This is a genomic window from Streptomyces sp. NPDC001507 (genome assembly GCF_042894765.1).
In the GTDB taxonomy this organism is placed as follows: Bacteria; Actinomycetota; Actinomycetes; order Streptomycetales; family Streptomycetaceae; genus Streptomyces.
Genome location: NZ_JBIAVV010000003.1, coordinates 163719 through 181731, shown reverse-complemented (window position 1 = coordinate 181731; position 18013 = coordinate 163719). Strand labels below are relative to the sequence as shown.

General features: G+C 70.0%; 18 protein-coding genes, 1 tRNA gene, 1 pseudogene and 1 riboswitch. Of the genes and pseudogenes, 8 read left to right on the top strand and 12 right to left on the bottom strand.

Annotation, left to right across the window (positions count from 1 at the left end; all coding sequences use genetic code 11):
• The first annotated feature begins 119 nt into the window (after positions 1 to 119).
• The 3 genes from ACFY0K_RS11175 to ACFY0K_RS11165 all read left to right on the top strand — a co-directional run bounded on the left by ACFY0K_RS11175 (position 120) and on the right by ACFY0K_RS11165 (position 2951).
• Complete coding sequence (locus tag ACFY0K_RS11175; protein WP_390639591.1) at positions 120 to 578, top strand: hypothetical protein; 459 nt, start codon at positions 120 to 122, stop codon at positions 576 to 578.
• 304 nt (positions 579 to 882) lie between these two features.
• Positions 883 to 2577 carry a cytochrome c oxidase subunit I gene (ctaD, locus tag ACFY0K_RS11170; RefSeq protein ID WP_390639590.1) on the top strand — a complete coding sequence of 565 codons (1695 nt, stop codon included), beginning with the start codon at positions 883 to 885 and terminating at the stop codon, positions 2575 to 2577.
• On the top strand, positions 2574 to 2951 hold the full coding sequence (locus tag ACFY0K_RS11165) for a cytochrome C oxidase subunit I (protein ID WP_390639589.1): 378 nt from the start codon (positions 2574 to 2576) through the stop codon (positions 2949 to 2951). Before ctaD ends, ACFY0K_RS11165 begins: the two co-directional genes overlap by 4 nt.
• Before the next feature lie 16 nt (positions 2952 to 2967).
• On the opposite strand, the gene ACFY0K_RS11160 is transcribed toward ACFY0K_RS11165, so the two are convergent.
• The 6 genes from ACFY0K_RS11160 to ACFY0K_RS11135 all read right to left on the bottom strand — a co-directional run bounded on the left by ACFY0K_RS11160 (position 2968) and on the right by ACFY0K_RS11135 (position 9602).
• Positions 2968 to 4452 (bottom strand): MFS transporter, encoded by a 1485-nt coding sequence (locus tag ACFY0K_RS11160; protein WP_390639588.1) that lies wholly within the window; start codon positions 4450 to 4452, stop codon positions 2968 to 2970.
• A gap of 84 nt (positions 4453 to 4536) precedes the next feature.
• Positions 4537 to 5856: a DUF445 domain-containing protein gene (locus ACFY0K_RS11155; protein ID WP_390639587.1), complete on the bottom strand. Its 1320-nt coding sequence runs from the start codon at positions 5854 to 5856 to the stop codon at positions 4537 to 4539.
• A 286-nt stretch (positions 5857 to 6142) separates the two neighbouring features.
• Positions 6143 to 6889, bottom strand: coding sequence for a DUF1707 domain-containing protein (locus tag ACFY0K_RS11150; RefSeq protein WP_390639586.1), 747 nt, complete (start codon positions 6887 to 6889; stop codon positions 6143 to 6145).
• A gap of 50 nt (positions 6890 to 6939) precedes the next feature.
• Positions 6940 to 7956 carry an ATP-binding cassette domain-containing protein gene (locus ACFY0K_RS11145; protein WP_390639585.1) on the bottom strand — a complete coding sequence of 339 codons (1017 nt, stop codon included), beginning with the start codon at positions 7954 to 7956 and terminating at the stop codon, positions 6940 to 6942.
• Positions 7957 to 7960: 4 nt separating this feature from the next.
• The gene (locus ACFY0K_RS11140; RefSeq protein WP_351958298.1) at positions 7961 to 8725 is read right to left on the bottom strand and encodes an ABC transporter permease; all 765 of its coding nucleotides are present in this window, start codon (positions 8723 to 8725) and stop codon (positions 7961 to 7963) included.
• A gap of 76 nt (positions 8726 to 8801) precedes the next feature.
• A complete protein-coding gene (locus ACFY0K_RS11135) occupies positions 8802 to 9602 on the bottom strand; it encodes an ABC transporter permease (protein ID WP_390639584.1) in 801 nt (266 codons plus the stop codon).
• A gap of 732 nt (positions 9603 to 10334) precedes the next feature.
• On the opposite strand from ACFY0K_RS11135, the gene ACFY0K_RS11130 reads away from it, so the two are divergent.
• Entirely contained in the window at positions 10335 to 12659 is a 2325-nt protein-coding gene (locus ACFY0K_RS11130) for a transglycosylase domain-containing protein (protein WP_390639991.1), read from the top strand.
• A gap of 20 nt (positions 12660 to 12679) precedes the next feature.
• On the opposite strand, the gene ACFY0K_RS11125 is transcribed toward ACFY0K_RS11130, so the two are convergent.
• From ACFY0K_RS11125 to ACFY0K_RS11115, 3 genes are all read right to left on the bottom strand, one after another.
• Positions 12680 to 13000 carry a DMT family transporter gene (locus ACFY0K_RS11125; protein WP_390639583.1) on the bottom strand — a complete coding sequence of 107 codons (321 nt, stop codon included), beginning with the start codon at positions 12998 to 13000 and terminating at the stop codon, positions 12680 to 12682.
• Positions 13001 to 13047: 47 nt separating this feature from the next.
• A riboswitch (guanidine-III (ykkC-III) riboswitch) is annotated at positions 13048 to 13121 on the bottom strand.
• A 53-nt stretch (positions 13122 to 13174) separates the two neighbouring features.
• Positions 13175 to 13531, bottom strand: coding sequence for a co-chaperone GroES (locus ACFY0K_RS11120; protein WP_351958170.1), 357 nt, complete (start codon positions 13529 to 13531; stop codon positions 13175 to 13177).
• Between the two features lie 24 nt (positions 13532 to 13555).
• Positions 13556 to 13888 carry a DUF3618 domain-containing protein gene (locus ACFY0K_RS11115; protein ID WP_351490942.1) on the bottom strand — a complete coding sequence of 111 codons (333 nt, stop codon included), beginning with the start codon at positions 13886 to 13888 and terminating at the stop codon, positions 13556 to 13558.
• Between the two features lie 104 nt (positions 13889 to 13992).
• On the opposite strand from ACFY0K_RS11115, the gene bcp reads away from it, so the two are divergent.
• The 4 genes and pseudogenes from bcp to ACFY0K_RS11095 all read left to right on the top strand — a co-directional run bounded on the left by bcp (position 13993) and on the right by ACFY0K_RS11095 (position 15963).
• Positions 13993 to 14460 (top strand): thioredoxin-dependent thiol peroxidase, encoded by a 468-nt coding sequence (gene bcp, locus ACFY0K_RS11110; RefSeq protein WP_382722238.1) that lies wholly within the window; start codon positions 13993 to 13995, stop codon positions 14458 to 14460.
• 152 nt (positions 14461 to 14612) lie between these two features.
• Positions 14613 to 15160, top strand: a pseudogene (locus ACFY0K_RS11105) (HNH endonuclease).
• Positions 15157 to 15825, top strand: coding sequence for an HNH endonuclease (locus tag ACFY0K_RS11100; protein ID WP_390639582.1), 669 nt, complete (start codon positions 15157 to 15159; stop codon positions 15823 to 15825). Before ACFY0K_RS11105 ends, ACFY0K_RS11100 begins: the two are co-directional and overlap by 4 nt.
• Positions 15826 to 15878: 53 nt before the next feature.
• Positions 15879 to 15963: transfer RNA gene (locus tag ACFY0K_RS11095), tRNA-Leu, on the top strand.
• Between the two features lie 41 nt (positions 15964 to 16004).
• Here ACFY0K_RS11095 and rdgB read toward each other — a convergent pair.
• The 3 genes from rdgB to rph all read right to left on the bottom strand — a co-directional run bounded on the left by rdgB (position 16005) and on the right by rph (position 17936).
• Positions 16005 to 16610: an RdgB/HAM1 family non-canonical purine NTP pyrophosphatase gene (gene rdgB / locus ACFY0K_RS11090; protein WP_390639581.1), complete on the bottom strand. Its 606-nt coding sequence runs from the start codon at positions 16608 to 16610 to the stop codon at positions 16005 to 16007.
• Positions 16611 to 16643: 33 nt separating this feature from the next.
• Positions 16644 to 17051: a hypothetical protein gene (locus ACFY0K_RS11085; RefSeq protein ID WP_390639580.1), complete on the bottom strand. Its 408-nt coding sequence runs from the start codon at positions 17049 to 17051 to the stop codon at positions 16644 to 16646.
• A gap of 147 nt (positions 17052 to 17198) precedes the next feature.
• Entirely contained in the window at positions 17199 to 17936 is a 738-nt protein-coding gene (gene rph / locus ACFY0K_RS11080; RefSeq protein ID WP_390639579.1) for a ribonuclease PH, read from the bottom strand.
• Positions 17937 to 18013 lie beyond the last annotated feature (77 nt).

The following is an 18013-nucleotide window of genomic DNA, read 5'->3' as shown; positions in this document are numbered from 1 at the left end:
TTGTCGCCAAGAGCGGGGCGGTTCGGGCGGCTGTGCGCGGAGTCTCCTGGCGAGAATCCGTCGAAGGGTGGCAGTATCGCCGGTTCTGCTCGATCATCCGGCCGCCTACGGTCGTCGCCGTGACCAAGTTCCTCCTCGCCGTCCATGTCCTCGCGGCGATCGTCGCGATCGGTCCCGTCACCGTCGCCGCCAGCATGTTCCCGCCGGCCGCCCGTCGCGCCATCGAGGCGCCCGACGACGTCCGGGCCGCCGAGACCGTCCAGCTGCTGCACCGGATATGCCGGGTGTACGCCGTCGTCGGGGTCGCCGTCCCCGCGTTCGGGTTCGCCACGGCGAGCAACATGCACGTGCTGGGCAGCGCCTGGCTGATCGCGTCGATCGTGCTCACCGCGCTCGCGGCGGTCGTCCTCGCAGCACTGGTACTGCCCCGGCAGAGCGCGCTGGTGGAGGCCGGCGCGGGTACCGGCACTCGGCAGATGACCGTACAACTGGCCATGTTCACGGGGGTGTTCAACCTGCTGTGGGCCGCCGTGACGGTGCTGATGATCGTGCGGCCGGGGTCGACGACGGGCGCCTGAGCGCCGCGCAGGGACGTCGTATCGGCCCCGGTACGGCCCCGGGGACACCGTTCGGCCGCGGCGCCGTCGTGGCTGGTCGCGCAGTTCCCCGCGCCCCTGACGGGGCGCTGCCCAGCCGGAGCGGACAGGGCCGACCCCGGTACAGCCCGCGGGGCCACCCTTCGGGGGGTGGTCCGTTTGCTCCACCCGTGGGGCCTGGGCGCCCGTTCGGCCGTATGCGGGGTGCTTGGGGTCTTCTGTCCCAGGCGGCAGACGCCAGGATGGCTGGAGGATCACGCCATGGAGCGTCTGGAGACACACACCGGTGACCGTTCTCAACGAGCCCGAGCCCTCGGCCGTCCCCCACTACGACAGCGAGGTGCCGCTGCGGGGCCGGCAGCCCGGCAACGTCGTGGTGAAGTGGCTGACCACCACCGACCACAAGACGATCGGCACGCTGTACCTGGCCACGTCGTTCGCGTTCTTCCTGATCGGTGGCGTGATGGCGCTGCTGATGCGCGCCGAGCTCGCTCGCCCCGGTCTGCAGATCATCTCGAAGGAGCAGTACAACCAGGCGTTCACGATGCACGGCACGGTGATGCTGCTGATGTTCGCGACGCCGCTGTTCGCCGGGTTCACGAACTGGATCATGCCGCTGCAGATCGGTGCGCCCGACGTCGCGTTCCCGCGGCTGAACATGTTCGCCTACTGGCTCTACCTGTTCGGCTCGACCATCGCGGTCGGCGGCTTCCTCACCCCGCAGGGCGCGGCCGACTTCGGCTGGTTCGCCTACTCCCCGCTGTCGGACGCGATCCGCTCGCCCGGCCTCGGCGCCGACATGTGGATCATGGGTCTGGCCTTCTCCGGTTTCGGCACCATCCTCGGCGCGGTCAACTTCATCACCACGATCGTCTGCATGCGGGCCCCCGGCATGACGATGTTCCGGATGCCGATCTTCGTGTGGAACGTGCTGCTGACCGCCGTGCTGGTCCTCTTCGCCTTCCCCGTGCTCGCCGCGGCGCTGTTCGCCCTTGAGGTGGACCGGAAGTTCGGCGCGCACGTGTTCGACGCGGCGAACGGCGGGGCGCTGCTCTGGCAGCACCTGTTCTGGTTCTTCGGCCACCCGGAGGTGTACATCATCGCGCTGCCGTTCTTCGGCATCGTGACCGAGGTCATCCCGGTCTTCTCCCGCAAGCCGGTCTTCGGCTACATGGGTCTGGTGGCGGCGACCATCTCGATCGCCGGTCTGTCCGTGACGGTGTGGGCCCACCACATGTACGTCACCGGAGGTGTGCTGCTGCCGTTCTTCTCCTTCATGACCTTCCTGATCGCCGTGCCGACCGGTGTGAAGTTCTTCAACTGGATCGGCACCATGTGGAAGGGCTCGGTGTCGTTCGAGACCCCGATGCTGTGGGCGACCGGCTTCCTCGTGACGTTCCTCTTCGGTGGTCTGACCGGTGTCATCCTGGCCTCGCCGCCGATGGACTTCCACGTCTCCGACTCGTACTTCGTGGTGGCCCACTTCCACTACGTGGTCTTCGGCACGGTCGTCTTCGCGATGTTCGCCGGATTCCACTTCTGGTGGCCGAAGATGACCGGCAAGATGCTCGACGAGCGGCTCGGCAAGATCACCTTCTGGACGCTGTTCGTCGGCTTCCACGGCACCTTCCTGGTCCAGCACTGGCTCGGTGCCGAGGGCATGCCGCGCCGGTACGCCGACTACCTGGCGGCCGACGGCTTCACCACCCTGAACACGGTCTCGTCGATCGCCTCGTTCCTGCTCGGCCTGTCGATGCTGCCGTTCCTCTACAACGTGTGGAAGACCGCCAGGTACGGCAAGCCGGTCGGCGTCGACGACCCGTGGGGTTACGGCCGTTCGCTGGAGTGGGCGACCTCCTGCCCGCCGCCGCGGCACAACTTCGTCACCCTGCCGCGGATCCGCAGCGAATCCCCGGCGTTCGACCTGCACCACCCCGGCCTCGCCCTGAGCGAGGGCGAGGCCCACAGGCTCCACACATGACCGACGCGGGACGTCGAGCGGGCGGCGGCCACCCGCCGGAAGCCGGCGGAGACCTCGGCAACGAGGTGGAGGGCTACCTGCTGTGGCGGGCCAGGATCACGGAGGCCGAGCAGCGGGCGCGGGAGTTCACGGGGCGCATGGACTGGCTGACCACGGGCCAGCGCGACGAGGTCGAACGCCACTACGTCGACGACAGCCTCCGGCGTGCCCGGCAGGACCTCGAACGGATCGCCGCCCGGTGTGTGTCCCTGCGGGACGAGTACGAGCGGCGCTACCGGGGGTTGCGGGCGCGCTGCGTGGGATGGGCGGTGGCCGTGTGCGGGGGCGCCGCCTTCGTGGCGACCGCGCTGACGGCCGTGTCGCTGAGCCGGTGAGCCGCTGTGGGGCCTCCTATGCGGGGGCCTTCGCCGGTCCGCCCTTCTCCGCCGCCGCGGCCGTCAGCGGACGTGCGATGTCCTCCAGGGACCGGCGTTCCGCGTTCACCGCGCACACCGCCGCCACCAGCCCCGCCGCGCACATCAGGCCCGCCCCGATCTGGAACGCCAGCACCGTGTCGGCCACCTTCCCCGTTCCCGTGAGGTCGGCGAAGAGCAGGGGGCCGCTGATGCCGCCCGCGGCCGTGCCGAGGGCGTAGAAGAACGCGATGGACATCGCCCGCGTCTCCATCGGGAAGATCTCGGAGACGGTCAGGTAGGCGCTGGACGCTCCCGCCGAGGCGAAGAAGAGGACCGCGCACCAGCACGCCGTCAGCGTTCCCGCCGTCAGCACGCCCTGGTCGAACAGCCAGGCCGTGAGGAAGAGCAGCAGGCCGGACAGGAGGTACGTCGACGAGATCATCGCCCTCCTGCCCACTGTGTCGAAGAGCTTGCCCAGGAGCAGGGGACCGAGGAAGTTGCCGACCGCGATGACCACGAAGTAGTAGCCGGTGTCCCCCGTCGGCACGTCGAAGAACTTGGTGAGGATCGCGCCGAAGCCGAAGGTGATCGCGTTGTAGAGGAACGCCTGGCCGATGAAGAGGGAGAAGCCGAGGAGGGCGCGGCGCCGGTAGTCGTGGAAGACGGTGCGGGCGATCTCGGCGAAGGTGACGCTCCCGCGCTGGTGGATCACCAGCTCGCTCTCCGGTGCCGGGAGCGGCTTCCCGGTCTCCTCCTCGACCTTTCGCTCGATCGAGGAGACGATCTCCTCGGCCTCCCGTTCCCTGCCGTGGATCAGCAGCCAGCGCGGGCTCTCCGGGACGTTGCGCCGTACCAGCAGGATGACCAGGCCGAGGACGACGCCCAGCGCGAAGGTCAGCCGCCAGCCGACGTCCTTCGCAAGGAAGTCCGTGTTCAGCGCGAGGATCGAGAGCAGCGAGCCGCCCACCGCGCCCACCCAGAAGCTGCCGTTGATGATCAGGTCGACGCGGCCCCGGTAGTACGCCGGGATCAGCTCGTCGATGGCCGAGTTGATCGCCGCGTACTCGCCGCCGATGCCGAAGCCGGTCAGGAAGCGGAAGGTGAAGAACCACCAGGGGGCGAAGGAGATCGAGGTCAGGGCGGTGGCGGCCAGGTAGACCGCCAGGGTGATCATGAAGAGCTTCTTGCGGCCGTAACGGTCGGTCAGGCGGCCCCAGAAGAGGGCGCCGGTGCAGGCGCCGGCCACGTAGAGGGCCGCGGCGGTGCCGGTGACCTGGGAGGAGGAGATCGCGAGGCCGCTGCCCGGTTCGGAGAGGCGGCTCGCGATGTTGCCGACGACCGTGACCTCCAGGCCGTCCAGGATCCACACGGTGCCGAGGCCGATGACGATCGTCCAGTGCCAGCGGGACCAGGGGAGCCGGTCCAGGCGGGCCGGGATGCGGGTGGTGACCGTCCGGCCGCCGTTTTCGTCCGAACCCATGTCCGTAGCCGTTCCCAACGCGCGCCTCCTTGCCCGGGGGTCCAGAACCGAAGCCGCCCGTTCGGGTGCCCCGGCCCGCGCGGTCTACGCCCCCATAGCTCGCGACACCGTGAAGATCAGCACGCCGGCCAGCGACCCCACCACCGTGCCATTGATCCGGATGAACTGCAGGTCGCGGCCGATGTGCGCCTCGATCTTCCGGGTGGTGTGCTCGGCGTCCCAGCCGGCCACGGTGTCGGTGATCAGGGAGGTGATCTCCTTGCGGTACGTCGACACGACGTGCACGGCCGCGCCCTCGACCCAGCTGTCGACCTTGTCCTGGACCTTGGGTTCGTTCGCCATCCGGGCGCCCAGGGAGATCAGGGAGGCGCGGACGCGCAGCCGCAGTTCGCTGCGCTCGTCCTCGGCCGCGGTGACGATCATGGATCGTACGGCCGTCCAGGCGGACGCGATCAGGTCCTGCACCTCGCCGCGGCCCAGGACCTCGCCCTTGAGCCGCTCGACGCGGGCGCGGGTGTCGGTGTCGGACTGGAGGTCGTTCGCGAAGTCCGTGAGGAAGCGGTCGAGGGCGCCGCGGGCCGGGTGGGAGGGCATGTCCCGCATCTCGGAGCAGAAGCGGAGCAGCTCCTTGTAGACGCGCTCGCCGACGCGCCGGTCGACGAACCGGGGGGTCCAGCCGGGGGCGCCGCCCTGGACGGCGTCCATCACGGAGTCGCCGTGCAGCACCAGCCAGTCGTAGGCCCGGGTGACGACGAGGTCCACGACGCGTTTGTGGCCGCCGTCGGCGACGACCCGCTCCAGCATCTTGCCGATGCCGGGGGCGATCTCCTGGGCGTCGGCGCGGCGGGTGATGGCCTCGCCGACGACCGCCTGGACATCGGAGTCCCGCAGCACGGTGAGCGCGCCGCGAAGCGCTGTCGCGAGCTCGGCCGTGACCCGGTCGGCGTTCTTCGGCTCGGCGAGCCAGGCGCCGAGGCGGCTGCCGATGCCGACGGCGCGCAGCCGTTGCCGTACGACGTCCTGGGAGAGGAAGTTCTCCCCCACGAACTCGCCGAGCGAGACGCCGAGCTGGTCCTTCTTGGTCGGGATGATCGCGGTGTGCGGGATGGGCAGGCCGAGGGGGTGCCGGAAGAGGGCGGTCACCGCGAACCAGTCGGCGAGCGCGCCGACCATGCCGGCCTCGGCGGCCGCGGCGACGTAGTCCGCCCAGGTGCCGGCGCCGGCGCCGGACGCCCACTTGGCCAGGGCGTAGACGAGGGCGACGAGCAGCAGCAGGCCGGTGGCCGTGGTCTTCATGCGCCGTACGCCGCGCTGGCGCTCCTCGTCGGCGGGCGTGAAGGCGTTCATGGACTTGTAGGACGGGGCGGCCGCCGCCCGGTCCACCGCTTCCGTACGTTCCTCCATCTGCTCCACCCGTTCGCACCCGGCACCACCCTCACGGTGATCCCCCACCCATTGTCCCTACACCTGACCGACTCCCACCCCGCCCCAAGAGTTCCCACCCCTGCACACCCAGGAACCTGCCCCACCGCACCCCACATCCCGCCGTACCCCATGCCTGCAGTTCCCCCACCCCGCCGCCACGGCGGTGCCCGGCGGCGCCGGACCGGCCGGTGGGTGCCTGCGGGCCGGTGGGGGCTCGTCGCGCAGTTTCCCGCGCCCCTTTGCGTCGGCTGTCCTGCCGTCGCGCTCAGTGGTCGTCGTGCCTTCGGTGGGTGCGGTTCTCGCGGCGTTGGTGGTGGCGGGCGGCGTGGAGTTCGTGGCGGGCGGACTGGCGGTCGAGACGGTCCTGGCGGCGTTCCTCCTTGAGGCGCTGGCGCTCGGCCTTCGTGACCTTGTGGGCCACCTCGACGCCGCCCCAGAACGCGAAGCCCGTCACCACGACCCTGGGGGCGCCCGGGTCAGGCGACATGTCGTGCTCGCGCTCGTCGAAGCCGCCCATGATGCCGATGCCGCGCATCACGACCTCGACGCCCGGCGGCACGATCACGCTCATCCCGCCCATGATCGCGATGCAGTTGATCACGACCTCGCCGTCCGCGAAGTTCGCCTCGCGCAGGTCGATCTCGCCGCCGCCCCAGAACGCGAAGGAGTTGAAGCGCCTCGGCACCGTCCAGCGCCCCTTGCGCTGGAACCCGGACATCACGGCCACCGCCCAGGACGAGGTGCCCTCGCCGCCGACGATCCGGTTTCCCCAACTCCCGCTCGCGGCAGGGGCCTTGCCGAGCGATACGGCGGCCGGTGATGGCGTCGCCGCCGGCAGGTCCCTGGTGATGGGCGTCAGCTCACCGTACGTACGGGCCTGGTACGTCGCCTCCAGCCGCTCCTCGAACTCCTCCATGTCGAGCCGCCCCTCCGCGAGGGCGTCCCGGAGGACCTCGGCGACTCGTTCACGATCGGCGTCGGAGGCACGCAGCTCCGGGGCATCGTCGGTCATAGAGTGCAGAGTACGAGTTCGCGGCCCCTGGGACCACGGGGCTACGAGGCCTATGCGGTGGCCCGGTCCGCGTACATCTTCGCGATCACCGCCTCGATGTCCGGCTCCCGGACCGAGAGGTCGGCCAACGGGTACTCCGCCGCGATCCGCGCCACCAGCGGCGCCGCCGACTCGGACGCCGGGAACGCCAGCCACTGCCTCGGCCCCTCCACCTTCACCACCCGCGCCGACGGGCCCGCGTCGATCGGCGGGAGCTCCCGCTCCAGGTCGACCACGAGGGTCCGTTCGCTCTCCCCTGCCTCGTGCAGGCCCGCGAGCGGACCGTCGTACATCAGCCGCCCGTGGTCGATGACCATCACGCGGGAGCACAACTGCTCGATGTCCTGGAGGTCGTGGGTGGTGAGCAGGACCGTGGTGCCGTGTTCGGCGTTCAGTTCGCGGAGGAAGTCGCGGACCCTGGCCTTCGAGATGACGTCCAGGCCGATCGTCGGCTCGTCGAGATAGAGGACGTCCGGGTCGTGCAGGAGCGCGGCCACGATGTCGCCGCGCATCCGCTGGCCGAGGGAGAGCTGCCGTACCGGGACGTCCAGGAGGGAGGCCAGGGAGAGGAGTTCGACCAGGCGGTCCAGGTTCTCGGCGTAACGGGCGTCCGGGATGCGGTACATGCGGTGCATCAGGCGGTAGGAGTCGATGAGGGGGAGGTCCCACCAGAGTGTCGTGCGCTGGCCGAAGACCACGCCGATGCGGTGGGCCAGGCGGGTGCGTTCGCGGGACGGGTCGATGCCGGCCACCCGGAGCCGGCCGCCGCTCGGGGTGAGGATGCCCGTCAGCATCTTGATCGTGGTCGACTTCCCGGCGCCGTTCGGGCCGATGTAGCCGACCATCTCGCCCCGCGCCACCGTGAAGGAGAGCGAGTCGACCGCCCGTACCTGCCGGCGTTCCCGTTTCAGGAAGCCGGTCTTCTTCCGGACCTCGAAGACCTTCTCGACCCCGTCCACCTCGATGAACACCTCGTCGGTCCCGTCCGCCCCGTCCGGCATCGGCTTCGCTCCCTGCGTCCCGGTCATCGGATCAGCTCCCCGTGCTTCGATACGACCTGAGGCCCACCCGCCAGGCCGCGCCCGCCAGTGCGCAGCACCCCGCCGCCACCAGCGGTGTCGACCACACCGTCCACGACGGCAGCGCCAGCGGATACGGCCGCCCCAGCACGTACGCGGCCGGCACCCAGTTGACGAAGGCCAGCGGCAGCATGAACGTCACCCCGCGCACGAAGTCCTTCCCGAACACCGTCGGCGGGTACTGGAGCAGCGTCGTACCGCCGTACGTGAACGCGTTCTGCACCTCCGCCGCGTCCTGCGCCAGGAACTGGAAGGCCGCGCCCGCCACGAACAGCGCGCAGAAGATCGCCGCGCCGCCGGCCAGTATCAGCGGGACCAGCAGCACCTTCGCCGGTGTCCACGCGACGTCCACGGAGACCAGCGCCCAGCCCAGCACCACCGCGCCCTGGGTGATCCGGCCGAGGCGGCGCAGCGCGAAACGGTCGGCGCCGATCTGGGCGAGCACCGGGGCCGGCCGGACCAGCAGGGTGTCGAAGGAACCGTCGCGGATCCGGGCGCCCAGCACGTCCATCGAGCCCAGCACCAGGTCGGCGACCCCGAACGCGGTCGCGGACAGGCCGTACAGGAAGCAGACCTCGGGCAGCGACCAGCCGCCGAGCGAGCGGACCTGCGTGAACATCAGCAGGATCGTGGCGAGGTCCAGCCCGGTCACCAGCAGGTTCCCGGTCATCGTGAGGGCGAAGGACGTGCGGTAGATCATCGTGGAGCGGATCCACATCCCGGCGATCAGCCGGTACGCCCGCAGCCCCTCCCGGACCCGTTCGCCCGCCCCGCGCCACCTGCCCGCAACCCGCTCACCCACCCTGCACCACCACCCTCCGCGTCGCCGCCGACTGCACCAGCCGCCCCGCCGCCAGCAGCACCACCGCCCACCCGGCCTGGAAGGCGAACGCCCCCGCCACCCCGGTCTCGCCCATCAGCACGTCCGCCGGCATCTGGATCTGCGCCGCCCAGGGCAGCACGCGCACGACGTCGCCCAGGGCGCCCGGGAAGACGTTCAGCGGCAGGGTCATGCCCGAGAAGAAGATCCCCGCGATCATCATCACCTGGTTGGCGCCCATGCCGTCCATCAGCCAGAACGCGCTCAGCGCGACCAGGTAGCGGATGGCGAAGCTGACGACCATCGCGAGCAGCAGCGAGACCAGGAAGGCGGCCCAGGTGCCGGAGTCCGCGGGCAGCGCCATCGGGAAGAACACCGCGCCGACCAGGAAGGGGACCACGCCGCGGCCCAGCAACTGGAACAGCGAGCGGCCAAGATCGGTCGCCAGCCACCACATCTGAAGATCGGCCGGACGGTACAGGTCGATCGCGATCGCGCCGGTGCGGATACGCTCCATCAGGTCTTTTTCCACGCCCCCGCCCTGGATCGCGAGCGTCGCGTACAGGCACTGCCCGAGCCACACATAGGTCACCGCCTGTGCCTGGTCATAGCCTCCGAGGTGCGGTTTCTCGTCCCACAGCGCCAAGTACGTGTAGACGAGGATGATTCCGAAGGCCGTGTTGGTGAAGACCCCGGCGGCGGTGGCCGCCCGATACGTCGCGTACCGTCGGAAACCCCCCGCAGCGACGGCCGTGTACAACCGTCCCGCACCCACGCCAACCGACCTCCCGGACCGCCCGACACCGAAGCGCAGGAGCCTACTGCGCCGGCGACACCGCAGGCCACGCAATTTCCGTGACCGAAGCGTGCCGGAATCCGGGAACGGAACGCGCGGTGCGAGAGTCTTCACCTGGGGGCGCAGAAGCGTACGAGGTCGTACGGGAAACGTATGTACGACGCGAAACAGGAGTCCGTGCACGACATGAGCGACGAGCCGCAGCCGCAACAGCCGAACCAGGGCGGCGGAGGCCCGACGGAGCCGCCGGCCGCGGCCGAGGATAAGCCGGCCCCGGCGCAGCCGACGGCCGGGGCGAAGCAGCCGGAGCCGCCCGCGGCGGCCGAGGAGAGGGCGCCGGAGGCATCCGGGCCGACGGGAACGGAGCGGAAGCCGGCGGCCGAGGACACCCAGACCCGGCAGCTCGCCGCGGTCAGGGTGCCGAAGGCGCGACCGCCCGTTGCGGCCGGGGACCGGAACACGCAGGACCCACAGAGCGCACAGGACAGGAAGAGCGCACAGAGCGGGCAGGGCGGGCAGGACACGCAGACCCGGCAGCTCGCGGCGATCAGGCCGCCGAAGGCGGAGGCGGTCACCGCGGCCGCCCCGGTCACCGCGGCCGGAGCGGCCGGAGCGGCCGGGGCGGCCGGGGCTGCCGGGGCTGCCGGGGCGGAACCGCCGGGCGCCGAGCCGCCCGCGGCCGGCGTGCAGACGACGGGGGGCGGGAAGAAGATGAAGCGGCCCAAGCGGACCGGATGGCGGCGGATCATCCCGACCTGGCGGATGGTGCTCGGCACCTTCGTCATCGGGGTACTGCTGCTGATCGGCCTGTTCTTCCTCGGTTACTCGATGGTGAAGATCCCGGCGGCCAACACGTTCGCCACCAAGCAGTCCAACGTGTACCTGTACGCCGACGGCTCCCAGCTCGCCCGCGACGGCGACGTCAACCGGGAGAACGTGGACCTGTCCCAGGTCTCCGTGGACGCCCAGCACGCCGTGCTCGCCGCCGAGGACCGCGACTTCTACACCGAGTCCGCCGTCGACCCCAAGGCGATGCTGCGCGCCGCCTGGAACACCGCGACCGGCAAGGGCACCCAGTCCGGCTCCACGATCACCCAGCAGTACGTGAAGAACTACTACCTGGCCCAGGAGCAGACCGTCACCCGCAAGGTGAAGGAGTTCTTCATCTCGGTCAAGCTGGACCGCAGCGAGTCCAAGGACCAGATCCTCGAGGGCTACCTCAACACCAGCTACTTCGGCCGCAACGCCTACGGCATCCAGGCCGCCGCCCAGGCCTACTACGGCAAGGACGCCATCGACCTCGACCCGGCCCGCGCCGCCTACCTCGCCGCGCTCGTCAACGCGCCGAGCGAGTACGACGTCGTCGCCCACCCCGAGAACAAGGCGGCCGCGGTCGCCCGCTGGAACTACGTCCTGGACGGCATGGTCAAGAAGGGCTGGCTCAGCGAGTCCAAGCGGGCCGCCATGAAGTTCCCGATGCCCAAGCAGCAGACCGTCTCCACCGGCATGTCCGGGCAGCGCGGCTACATCGTCAACGCGGTCAACGACTACCTGATCAAGAACAAGATCGTCGACTCGGACGCCCTGGAGGCCGGCGGCTACCGCATCACCACGACCCTGCAGAAGAGCCGGCAAGACGCCTTCGTCAAGGCGGTCGACGACAAGCTGATGTCGAAGCTGAGCAAGAACAACAAGGTCGACAACTACGTGCGGGCCGGCGGTGCCTCCGTCGACCCGAAGACCGGCAAGGTCGTCGCCATGTACGGCGGCATCGACTACGTGAAGCAGTACACCAACGGCGCGACCCGCGGTGACTTCCAGGTCGGCTCCACCTTCAAGCCGTTCGTCTTCGCCTCCGCCGTCGACAACGGCTCCACCACCCAGTCCGGGCAGACCATCACCCCGAACACCTACTACGACGGCACCGACAAGCGCACCGTCCAGGGCTGGCCCGGCGGCTCCTACGCGCCGGAGAACGAGGACGGGAAGTCGTACGGCCAGATCACCGTCCGCAAGGCCACCGACCTCTCCGTGAACTCGGTGTACGCGCAGATGGCCGTCGACGTCGGCCCGTCCAAGGTCAAGCGGACCGCCGTCGGCCTGGGCATCCCCGCCGACACCAAGGACCTCCAGCCGTACCCGTCGATCGCCCTCGGCACCGCCACCGCCAGCGTCCTCGACATGGCGGAGGCCTACGCCACGCTCGCCAACCACGGCAAGCACGGCATGTACACCATGGTCGACAAGGTCACCAGGGACGGCACGCAGGAGATCAAGCTGCCGGAGGCGACGACCGAGCAGGCCGTCAGCCGGCAGGCCGCCGACACCACCACCTCGATCCTGCAGAGCGTGGTCGACAACGGCACCGCCACCGCCGCCCAGGCCGCGGGCCGCCCGGCCGCCGGCAAGACCGGCACCGCCGAGGAGGACACCGCCGCCTGGTTCGCGGGCTACACCCCCGACCTCTCCACCGTCGTCTCCGTGATGGGCCAGGACCCGGTCACGGCCGCCCACAAGTCGCTCTACGGCGCGCTCGGCCTGCAGCGCATCAACGGCGGCGGGGCCCCGACCGAGATCTGGGCGCAGTACACCAAGGACGCCCTGAAGGGCACCACGGCCTCCGACTTCGACCTGGACCTCCAGGCCGGCGCCGAGACCGTGGCCCCGCCCACCCAGGGCACGGCCACCCCGGGCACCGGCGGCCAGGACAACGGCGGCACCACCGGCGGGAACCAGGACAACGGCGGCACCACCGGCGGCGGCCAGGACAACGGCGGCACGACGGACGGCTCCACCACCGCCGGCACCACCGACGGCGGCACGACCGGCGGCTCCACCACCGACGGCTCGACCACGGCCGGTACGACGACCTCCGGCACCGACTCCGGTACGACCACCTCGGGAACGGACTCCGGCACCTCGACCGGGACCACGAACGGCGGCACCGATACCGGTACGACGGCGGGTAACGGGGACGCCGGGACCACCACAGGAACGACGGCGGGCGACGGCGGAGGATTCGGCTTCGTCCAATGACCCAGGTCGGTGACCGCTGATCAGCGACCGCTGGTCGCCTTGAGTCCCACCACGGCGACCAGCAGCAGGCACACGAAGAAGATCCGGGCGGCGGTGGCCGGCTCCCCCAGCACCACCATCCCGAACACCGCCGCCCCCGCCGCCCCGATCCCCACCCACACGCCGTAGGCGGTACCGATGGGGAGCGTCCTCGCGGCGTACGACAGCAGCACCATGCTGGCGACGATCCCGCCGCCGGTGAGCAGACTGGGCACGAGCCGGGTGAACCCGTCGGTGTACTTCATCCCCACCGACCACCCGACTTCGAGCAGACCGGCGACGACCAGCAGAACCCAGGCCATGACAGACACCTCCGAGACGTCTCGCTGACGTATCTCCGACAGCGGGGGGTGCGTCGTCTTTGCCTTCACGGTCCCGGTACGGCGCGTCTCGTCGGGCTGGCTCCTTCGAAGGTAGCAAAGAAACAGCAAAGGGGCCTGGTGACCACAGTCACCAGGCCCCTTGAAGCCTCTGAATCAGAGATAGAGGCCGGTCGAGTCCTCCGAGCCTTCGAACCGGTCGGCGGCCACCGCGTGCAGATCGCGCTCCCGCATCAGCACGTACGCCACCCCCCGCACCTCGACCTCGGCACGGTCCTCCGGGTCGAACAGCACCCGGTCGCCGGGCTCCACCGTCCGCACGTTCTGCCCGACCGCGACCACCTCGGCCCAGGCCAGCCGCCGCCCGACGGCCGCCGTGGCGGGGATCAGGATGCCTCCGCCCGACCGCCGCTCACCCTCCCCGGTGTCCTGCTTGACCAGGACCCGGTCGTGCAGCATCCGGATGGGCAGCTTGTCGTGCTGGCTGCTCTGCTCGTCTCTCTTGGCGCTCACGCCTGTGAACCTACCTGCCTCTGATCAGCTCTTACGCCGCCGGGTACCGCTGAAGACCAGCAGCCCGACCACGCCCACGGCGACGAGCGCGACCGGCACCACCCGCTCCAGGCGCGGCGCGCCCTCCTCGTCCACGAACTGGGCCTTCACATCGCTCACGACCCGGTTGACCTGGACGTAGGCTCTCCCGAGGGTGTGATCGACGTTGGCCGCGACCTTGGCCTTCGCATCGCCGACGATGGTCTTCGGGTGCACCCGCACCCCGATCTCGTCCAGCGTCTCGGCCAGCACCTCGCGGCGGCGCTTGATGTCCGCCTCGATCTGCGCCGGGGTTCTGGTGTCCGACGTCTCCGCCACCGTAGGCCCTCCGAAGTCTGCCGTACTGCCGTACTGCCTGTTCTGGACAGTCTGTCAGCTCTCGCCGCCGCCGCACGGCCAGGACCCCCCGTTACGCTAGACCGATGAGCGAGCGACTCCAGCCCGGGGACGTAGCCCCCGACTTCACCCTCCCCGACGCCGACGGCAACGAGGTGTCCCTCTCCGCCCACAAGGGCCGCAAGGTCATCGTCTACTTCTACCCCGCGGCCCTCACCCCAGGCTGCACGAAGCAGGCCTGTGACTTCACGGACAACCTCTCCCTCCTCGCCGACGCCGGCTACGACGTCCTCGGCATCTCCCCCGACGCCCCGGAAAAACTCGGCAAGTTCCGCGAGAAGGAGAACCTCAAGGTCACCCTCCTCGCCGACCCCGACAAGAAGGTCCTCGACGCGTACGGCGCCTTCGGTGAAAAAATGAACTACGGCAAGACCTACCTGGGCGTCATCCGCTCCACGATCATCGTGGACGAGGAGGGCAAGGTGGAGAAGGCCCTCTACAACGTCCGCGCCACCGGCCACGTGGCCAAGATCATCAAGGACCTGGGCATCTGAGGACCACCTGATCCACCGACACCGACGGCTCGCACCGGGACACTCCCGGCGCGAGCCGTTCCCGCTTTTCCGGCTCCCGTGCGTGACTGTCCGATAACCGGTTCGTTACTCCGTACGGGCTGCGAACACGCGGCCGGGACGGAGGGGACTCGATGGGGGCCAGTGCGTACACCAGGGAGCGGCTGGAGGAAGCGGCTCGTGGGGCACGGACGTTGTCGGAGGCGCTGGGGAGGCTGGGGGTGGATCCGGGGAGTTCGACACGGGGGTACGTGCTCGGGCGGATGAAGAAGCTGGGGGTCGACGTGTCGCACTTCGAGCGGGAGGGGGTGAAGTGGACGCGGGAGGTACTGGAGGGGGCGGTGGCGGCTTCGACGAACATGTGCGAGGTGCTGCGCAGGCTGGGGCTGGAGGTGGTCGGCGGGCATCACACCCACATCAGTCGGAGGATCAAGGCGTACGGGATCGACACGTCGCACTTCCAGCTGCCGACACGGAAGGGAAAACCGTGGCGTCCCAGGACCCCCGAAGGACTGCTCGTCGAGCCGAGGCGGTCTGGCGAGGGCATCCGCTTCCGCTTGAGGTCGACCACGTCGACGGCAACTGGCGCGACAACCGCATCGAGAACCTGCGGCTGCTGTGCCCCAACTGCCACTCGACCACGGACAGTCATCGCGGCCGCGGCAAAGGCAGGGCCTCATGAGCGGGGGCGATCGGTACACCCGGGAGCAACTCGCCGAAGCAGCCGTGCAGTGCTCCGACATCGACGAGGTAATCGCCTTCTTCGCCACTCCGCCGTACGGCCAACTGCGCCGCCACCTCTTTCGACGTTTCGACCACTTCGGGATCGATGTCTCGCAAATGCCACGCCAGAGGCGAACAAGAACGTCACCCGCCAGTCCGGCCCGCGACGAGCTACGCCGAGCGGTCAAAGGAGCGACCTCCATCGCCGAGACGCTCCGCGCCCTGGGAATGGATCCCTACAACAGCAGACTGCGTGCTCAGTTCCGCCTTTGGGCAGCCGAGGCAGGTCTGGACACCTCGCACTTCCTGGGACAAGCACATCAACGCGGCGGACCGGGTACCACGCCACGCAGGCACGCCGAGGACATCCTGGTCCAGCACAACGGCAGCCGCCGGACCAGAACCCATCTGCTCCGCCGGGCACTTCTGGAAGTGGGCGTGCCCGAGGAGTGTGCCGAGTGCGGCACCGGCCCGGAGTGGCTCGGCAAGCCCATGACCCTGGAGGTCGATCACATCAACGGGGACTGGAGCGACGACCGGCAGGAGAACCTGCGTCTACTGTGCCCGAACTGCCATGCGGCCACGAGCACCTGGTGCCGAGGAGGCACACGAGGAAAGGCGTAGCCCCGTACACTGGGCCAAGCAAAACGGCAGCTCCAAGAAATGTCCGTTTTGGGGCGGTCGTGGCGAAATAGGCGATACGCGCGGGTTTTAGGTGCCCGTGGGAGAAATCCCGTGTGGGTTCGAGTCCCACCGACCGCACAGACGAGGGGCCGCCTGCACGGGCGGCCCCTCTTCCGTTCTTAGCCCAACAGCTCCCGCACCACCGGCACCAACGCCCGGAAGGCCTTTCCCCGGTGGCTGATCGCGTTCTTCTCCGCCGGGGTCAGTTCGGCGCACGTCCGCGTCTCGCCCTCCGGCTGGAGGACGGGGTCGTAGCCGAAGCCGTTCGTGCCGGAAGGGGCGTGGCGAAGGACGCCCCGCAACTGGCCCTCGACCACGCGCTCCGTGCCGTCCGGCAGGGCCAGAGCCGCCGCGCAGGCGAAGTGGGCGCCACGGTGTTCCTCGGCGATGTCCGCGAGCTGGGCGAGCAGCAGGTCCAGGTTGGCCTTGTCGTCGCCGTGGCGGCCGGACCAGCGGGCGGAGAAGATGCCGGGGGCGCCGCCGAGGACGTCGACGCAGAGGCCGGAGTCGTCGGCGACGGCGGGGAGGCCGGTGGCCTGAGCGAGGGCGTGGGCCTTGAGGAGGGCGTTCTCGGCGAAGGTGACGCCTGTTTCCTTGACGTCGGGGATGTCGGGGTACGCGTCCGCGCCCACCAGTTCGTGGGGCAGCCCCGCCTCCGCGAGGATCGAGTGCAGCTCGGTGATCTTTCCGGCGTTGCGGGTGGCGAGGATCAGGCGGGTCGTCATGCGCAGCAGTATCGCAAGGGCGGGCGCGGCGGCTTACGGGGTGCAGACCTTGGTCAGTTCGCCGGCCGCGTCGGTGACCGGGGTGACGTCGGGGGTGGAGTCGCCGTTCCTGACGGCGGTGCGGACGTTGTCCACGGCCTGCTGGAGGTGGTCGACGGCCTTGTTGACGTCGGCGTCGTCGGTCCTGTCGCCGATCTTCTTCAGGTTCTGCTGGATGGAGTCGAGGGCGGCGTCGGTGCGGGTGGGGTCGTTCGCGGCGTTCTCCACGGCCTGCTGGAGTGCGGTGACGCCGTCGGCGATGGAGTCGGCGGTGCGGACGCAGTCCAGTGCGGTGTTGACGGAGTCGCAGCCGCCGAGAAGGGCGGCGGTGAGTGCGGTGGTCGCGGCCACGACGGCGATGGTGGTGACGCGGCGGCGTCCTCGGCGTCGGCTGGCGGCCATGGCGGTGTTCCCTCCCCGTGGTACGGCTGGCCGGGCGCACGGTTGTACGTGCCGTGCGCCCGTACTGATAGGGACGCGGGCCCGGCCGCCCGGGTTGCCCCCGCCGTACCTCGGGTTTTTCCCTTCCCTTTACTCCTTGGGGCCCCGCTACTTCTTGAGTGCCTCTTCGAGTGCCGCCCGCTGGATCGCGGCCAGGTCGGTGCAGCCGGCGACGGCGAGGTCGAGGAGGGCGTCGAGTTCGTCGCGGGCGAAGGGTTCGGCCTCGGCGGTGCCCTGGACCTCGACGAAGCGGCCGTCGCCGGTGCAGACGACGTTCATGTCGGTCTCGGCCTTGACGTCCTCCTCGTAGCAGAGGTCGAGCAGGGGGACTCCGCCGACGATGCCTACCGAGACGGCCGAGACGGTGCCGGTCAGGGGCTGGCGGCCGGCCTTGACGAGCTTGCGTTCCTTCGCCCAGGTGACGGCGTCGGCGAGGGCGACGTAGGCGCCGGTGATGGCGGCGGTGCGGGTGCCGCCGTCGGCCTGGAGGACGTCGCAGTCGAGGACGACGGTGTTCTCGCCGAGGGCCTTGTAGTCGATGACGGCGCGCAGGGAGCGGCCGATGAGGCGGGAGATCTCGTGGGTGCGGCCGCCGATCTTGCCCTTGACGGACTCGCGGTCGCCGCGGGTGTTGGTGGCGCGGGGGAGCATGGCGTACTCCGCGGTGACCCAGCCCTCGCCGCTGCCCTTGCGCCAGCGGGGGACGCCTTCGGTGACGGAGGCGGTGCAGAAGACCTTGGTGTCGCCGAAGGAGACGAGGACGGAGCCCTCGGCGTGCTTGCTCCAGCCGCGTTCGATGGTGACCGGGCGGAGTTGTTCGGGGGTGCGGCCGTCGATTCGAGACATGGCGACGAGCCTATCCGGAGCGCGGGAAGGGGCTCTTACCCCGGTGGGAAGAGCCCCTTTTTCGCGGTGAGCCGGAG

What these genes read in the sequence shown, in the direction of transcription:
- ACFY0K_RS11165 (WP_390639589.1), top strand. Translation starts at nt 2,574, where the DNA reads ATGACCGACGCGGGACGTCGAGCGGGCGGCGGCCACCCGCCGGAAGCC.
- ACFY0K_RS11160 (WP_390639588.1), bottom strand. Translation starts at nt 4,452, where the DNA reads ATGGGTTCGGACGAAAACGGCGGCCGGACGGTCACCACCCGCATCCCG.
- ACFY0K_RS11155 (WP_390639587.1), bottom strand. Translation starts at nt 5,856, where the DNA reads ATGGAGGAACGTACGGAAGCGGTGGACCGGGCGGCGGCCGCCCCGTCC.
- ACFY0K_RS11150 (WP_390639586.1), bottom strand. Translation starts at nt 6,889, where the DNA reads ATGACCGACGATGCCCCGGAGCTGCGTGCCTCCGACGCCGATCGTGAA.
- ACFY0K_RS11145 (WP_390639585.1), bottom strand. Translation starts at nt 7,956, where the DNA reads ATGACCGGGACGCAGGGAGCGAAGCCGATGCCGGACGGGGCGGACGGG.
- ACFY0K_RS11140 (WP_351958298.1), bottom strand. Translation starts at nt 8,725, where the DNA reads ATGTGGATCCGCTCCACGATGATCTACCGCACGTCCTTCGCCCTCACG.
- ACFY0K_RS11130 (WP_390639991.1), top strand. Translation starts at nt 10,335, where the DNA reads ATGAAGCGGCCCAAGCGGACCGGATGGCGGCGGATCATCCCGACCTGG.
- ACFY0K_RS11125 (WP_390639583.1), bottom strand. Translation starts at nt 13,000, where the DNA reads ATGGCCTGGGTTCTGCTGGTCGTCGCCGGTCTGCTCGAAGTCGGGTGG.
- bcp (WP_382722238.1), top strand. Translation starts at nt 13,993, where the DNA reads ATGAGCGAGCGACTCCAGCCCGGGGACGTAGCCCCCGACTTCACCCTC.
- ACFY0K_RS11100 (WP_390639582.1), top strand. Translation starts at nt 15,157, where the DNA reads ATGAGCGGGGGCGATCGGTACACCCGGGAGCAACTCGCCGAAGCAGCC.
- rdgB (WP_390639581.1), bottom strand. Translation starts at nt 16,610, where the DNA reads ATGACGACCCGCCTGATCCTCGCCACCCGCAACGCCGGAAAGATCACC.
- ACFY0K_RS11085 (WP_390639580.1), bottom strand. Translation starts at nt 17,051, where the DNA reads ATGGCCGCCAGCCGACGCCGAGGACGCCGCCGCGTCACCACCATCGCC.
- rph (WP_390639579.1), bottom strand. Translation starts at nt 17,936, where the DNA reads ATGTCTCGAATCGACGGCCGCACCCCCGAACAACTCCGCCCGGTCACC.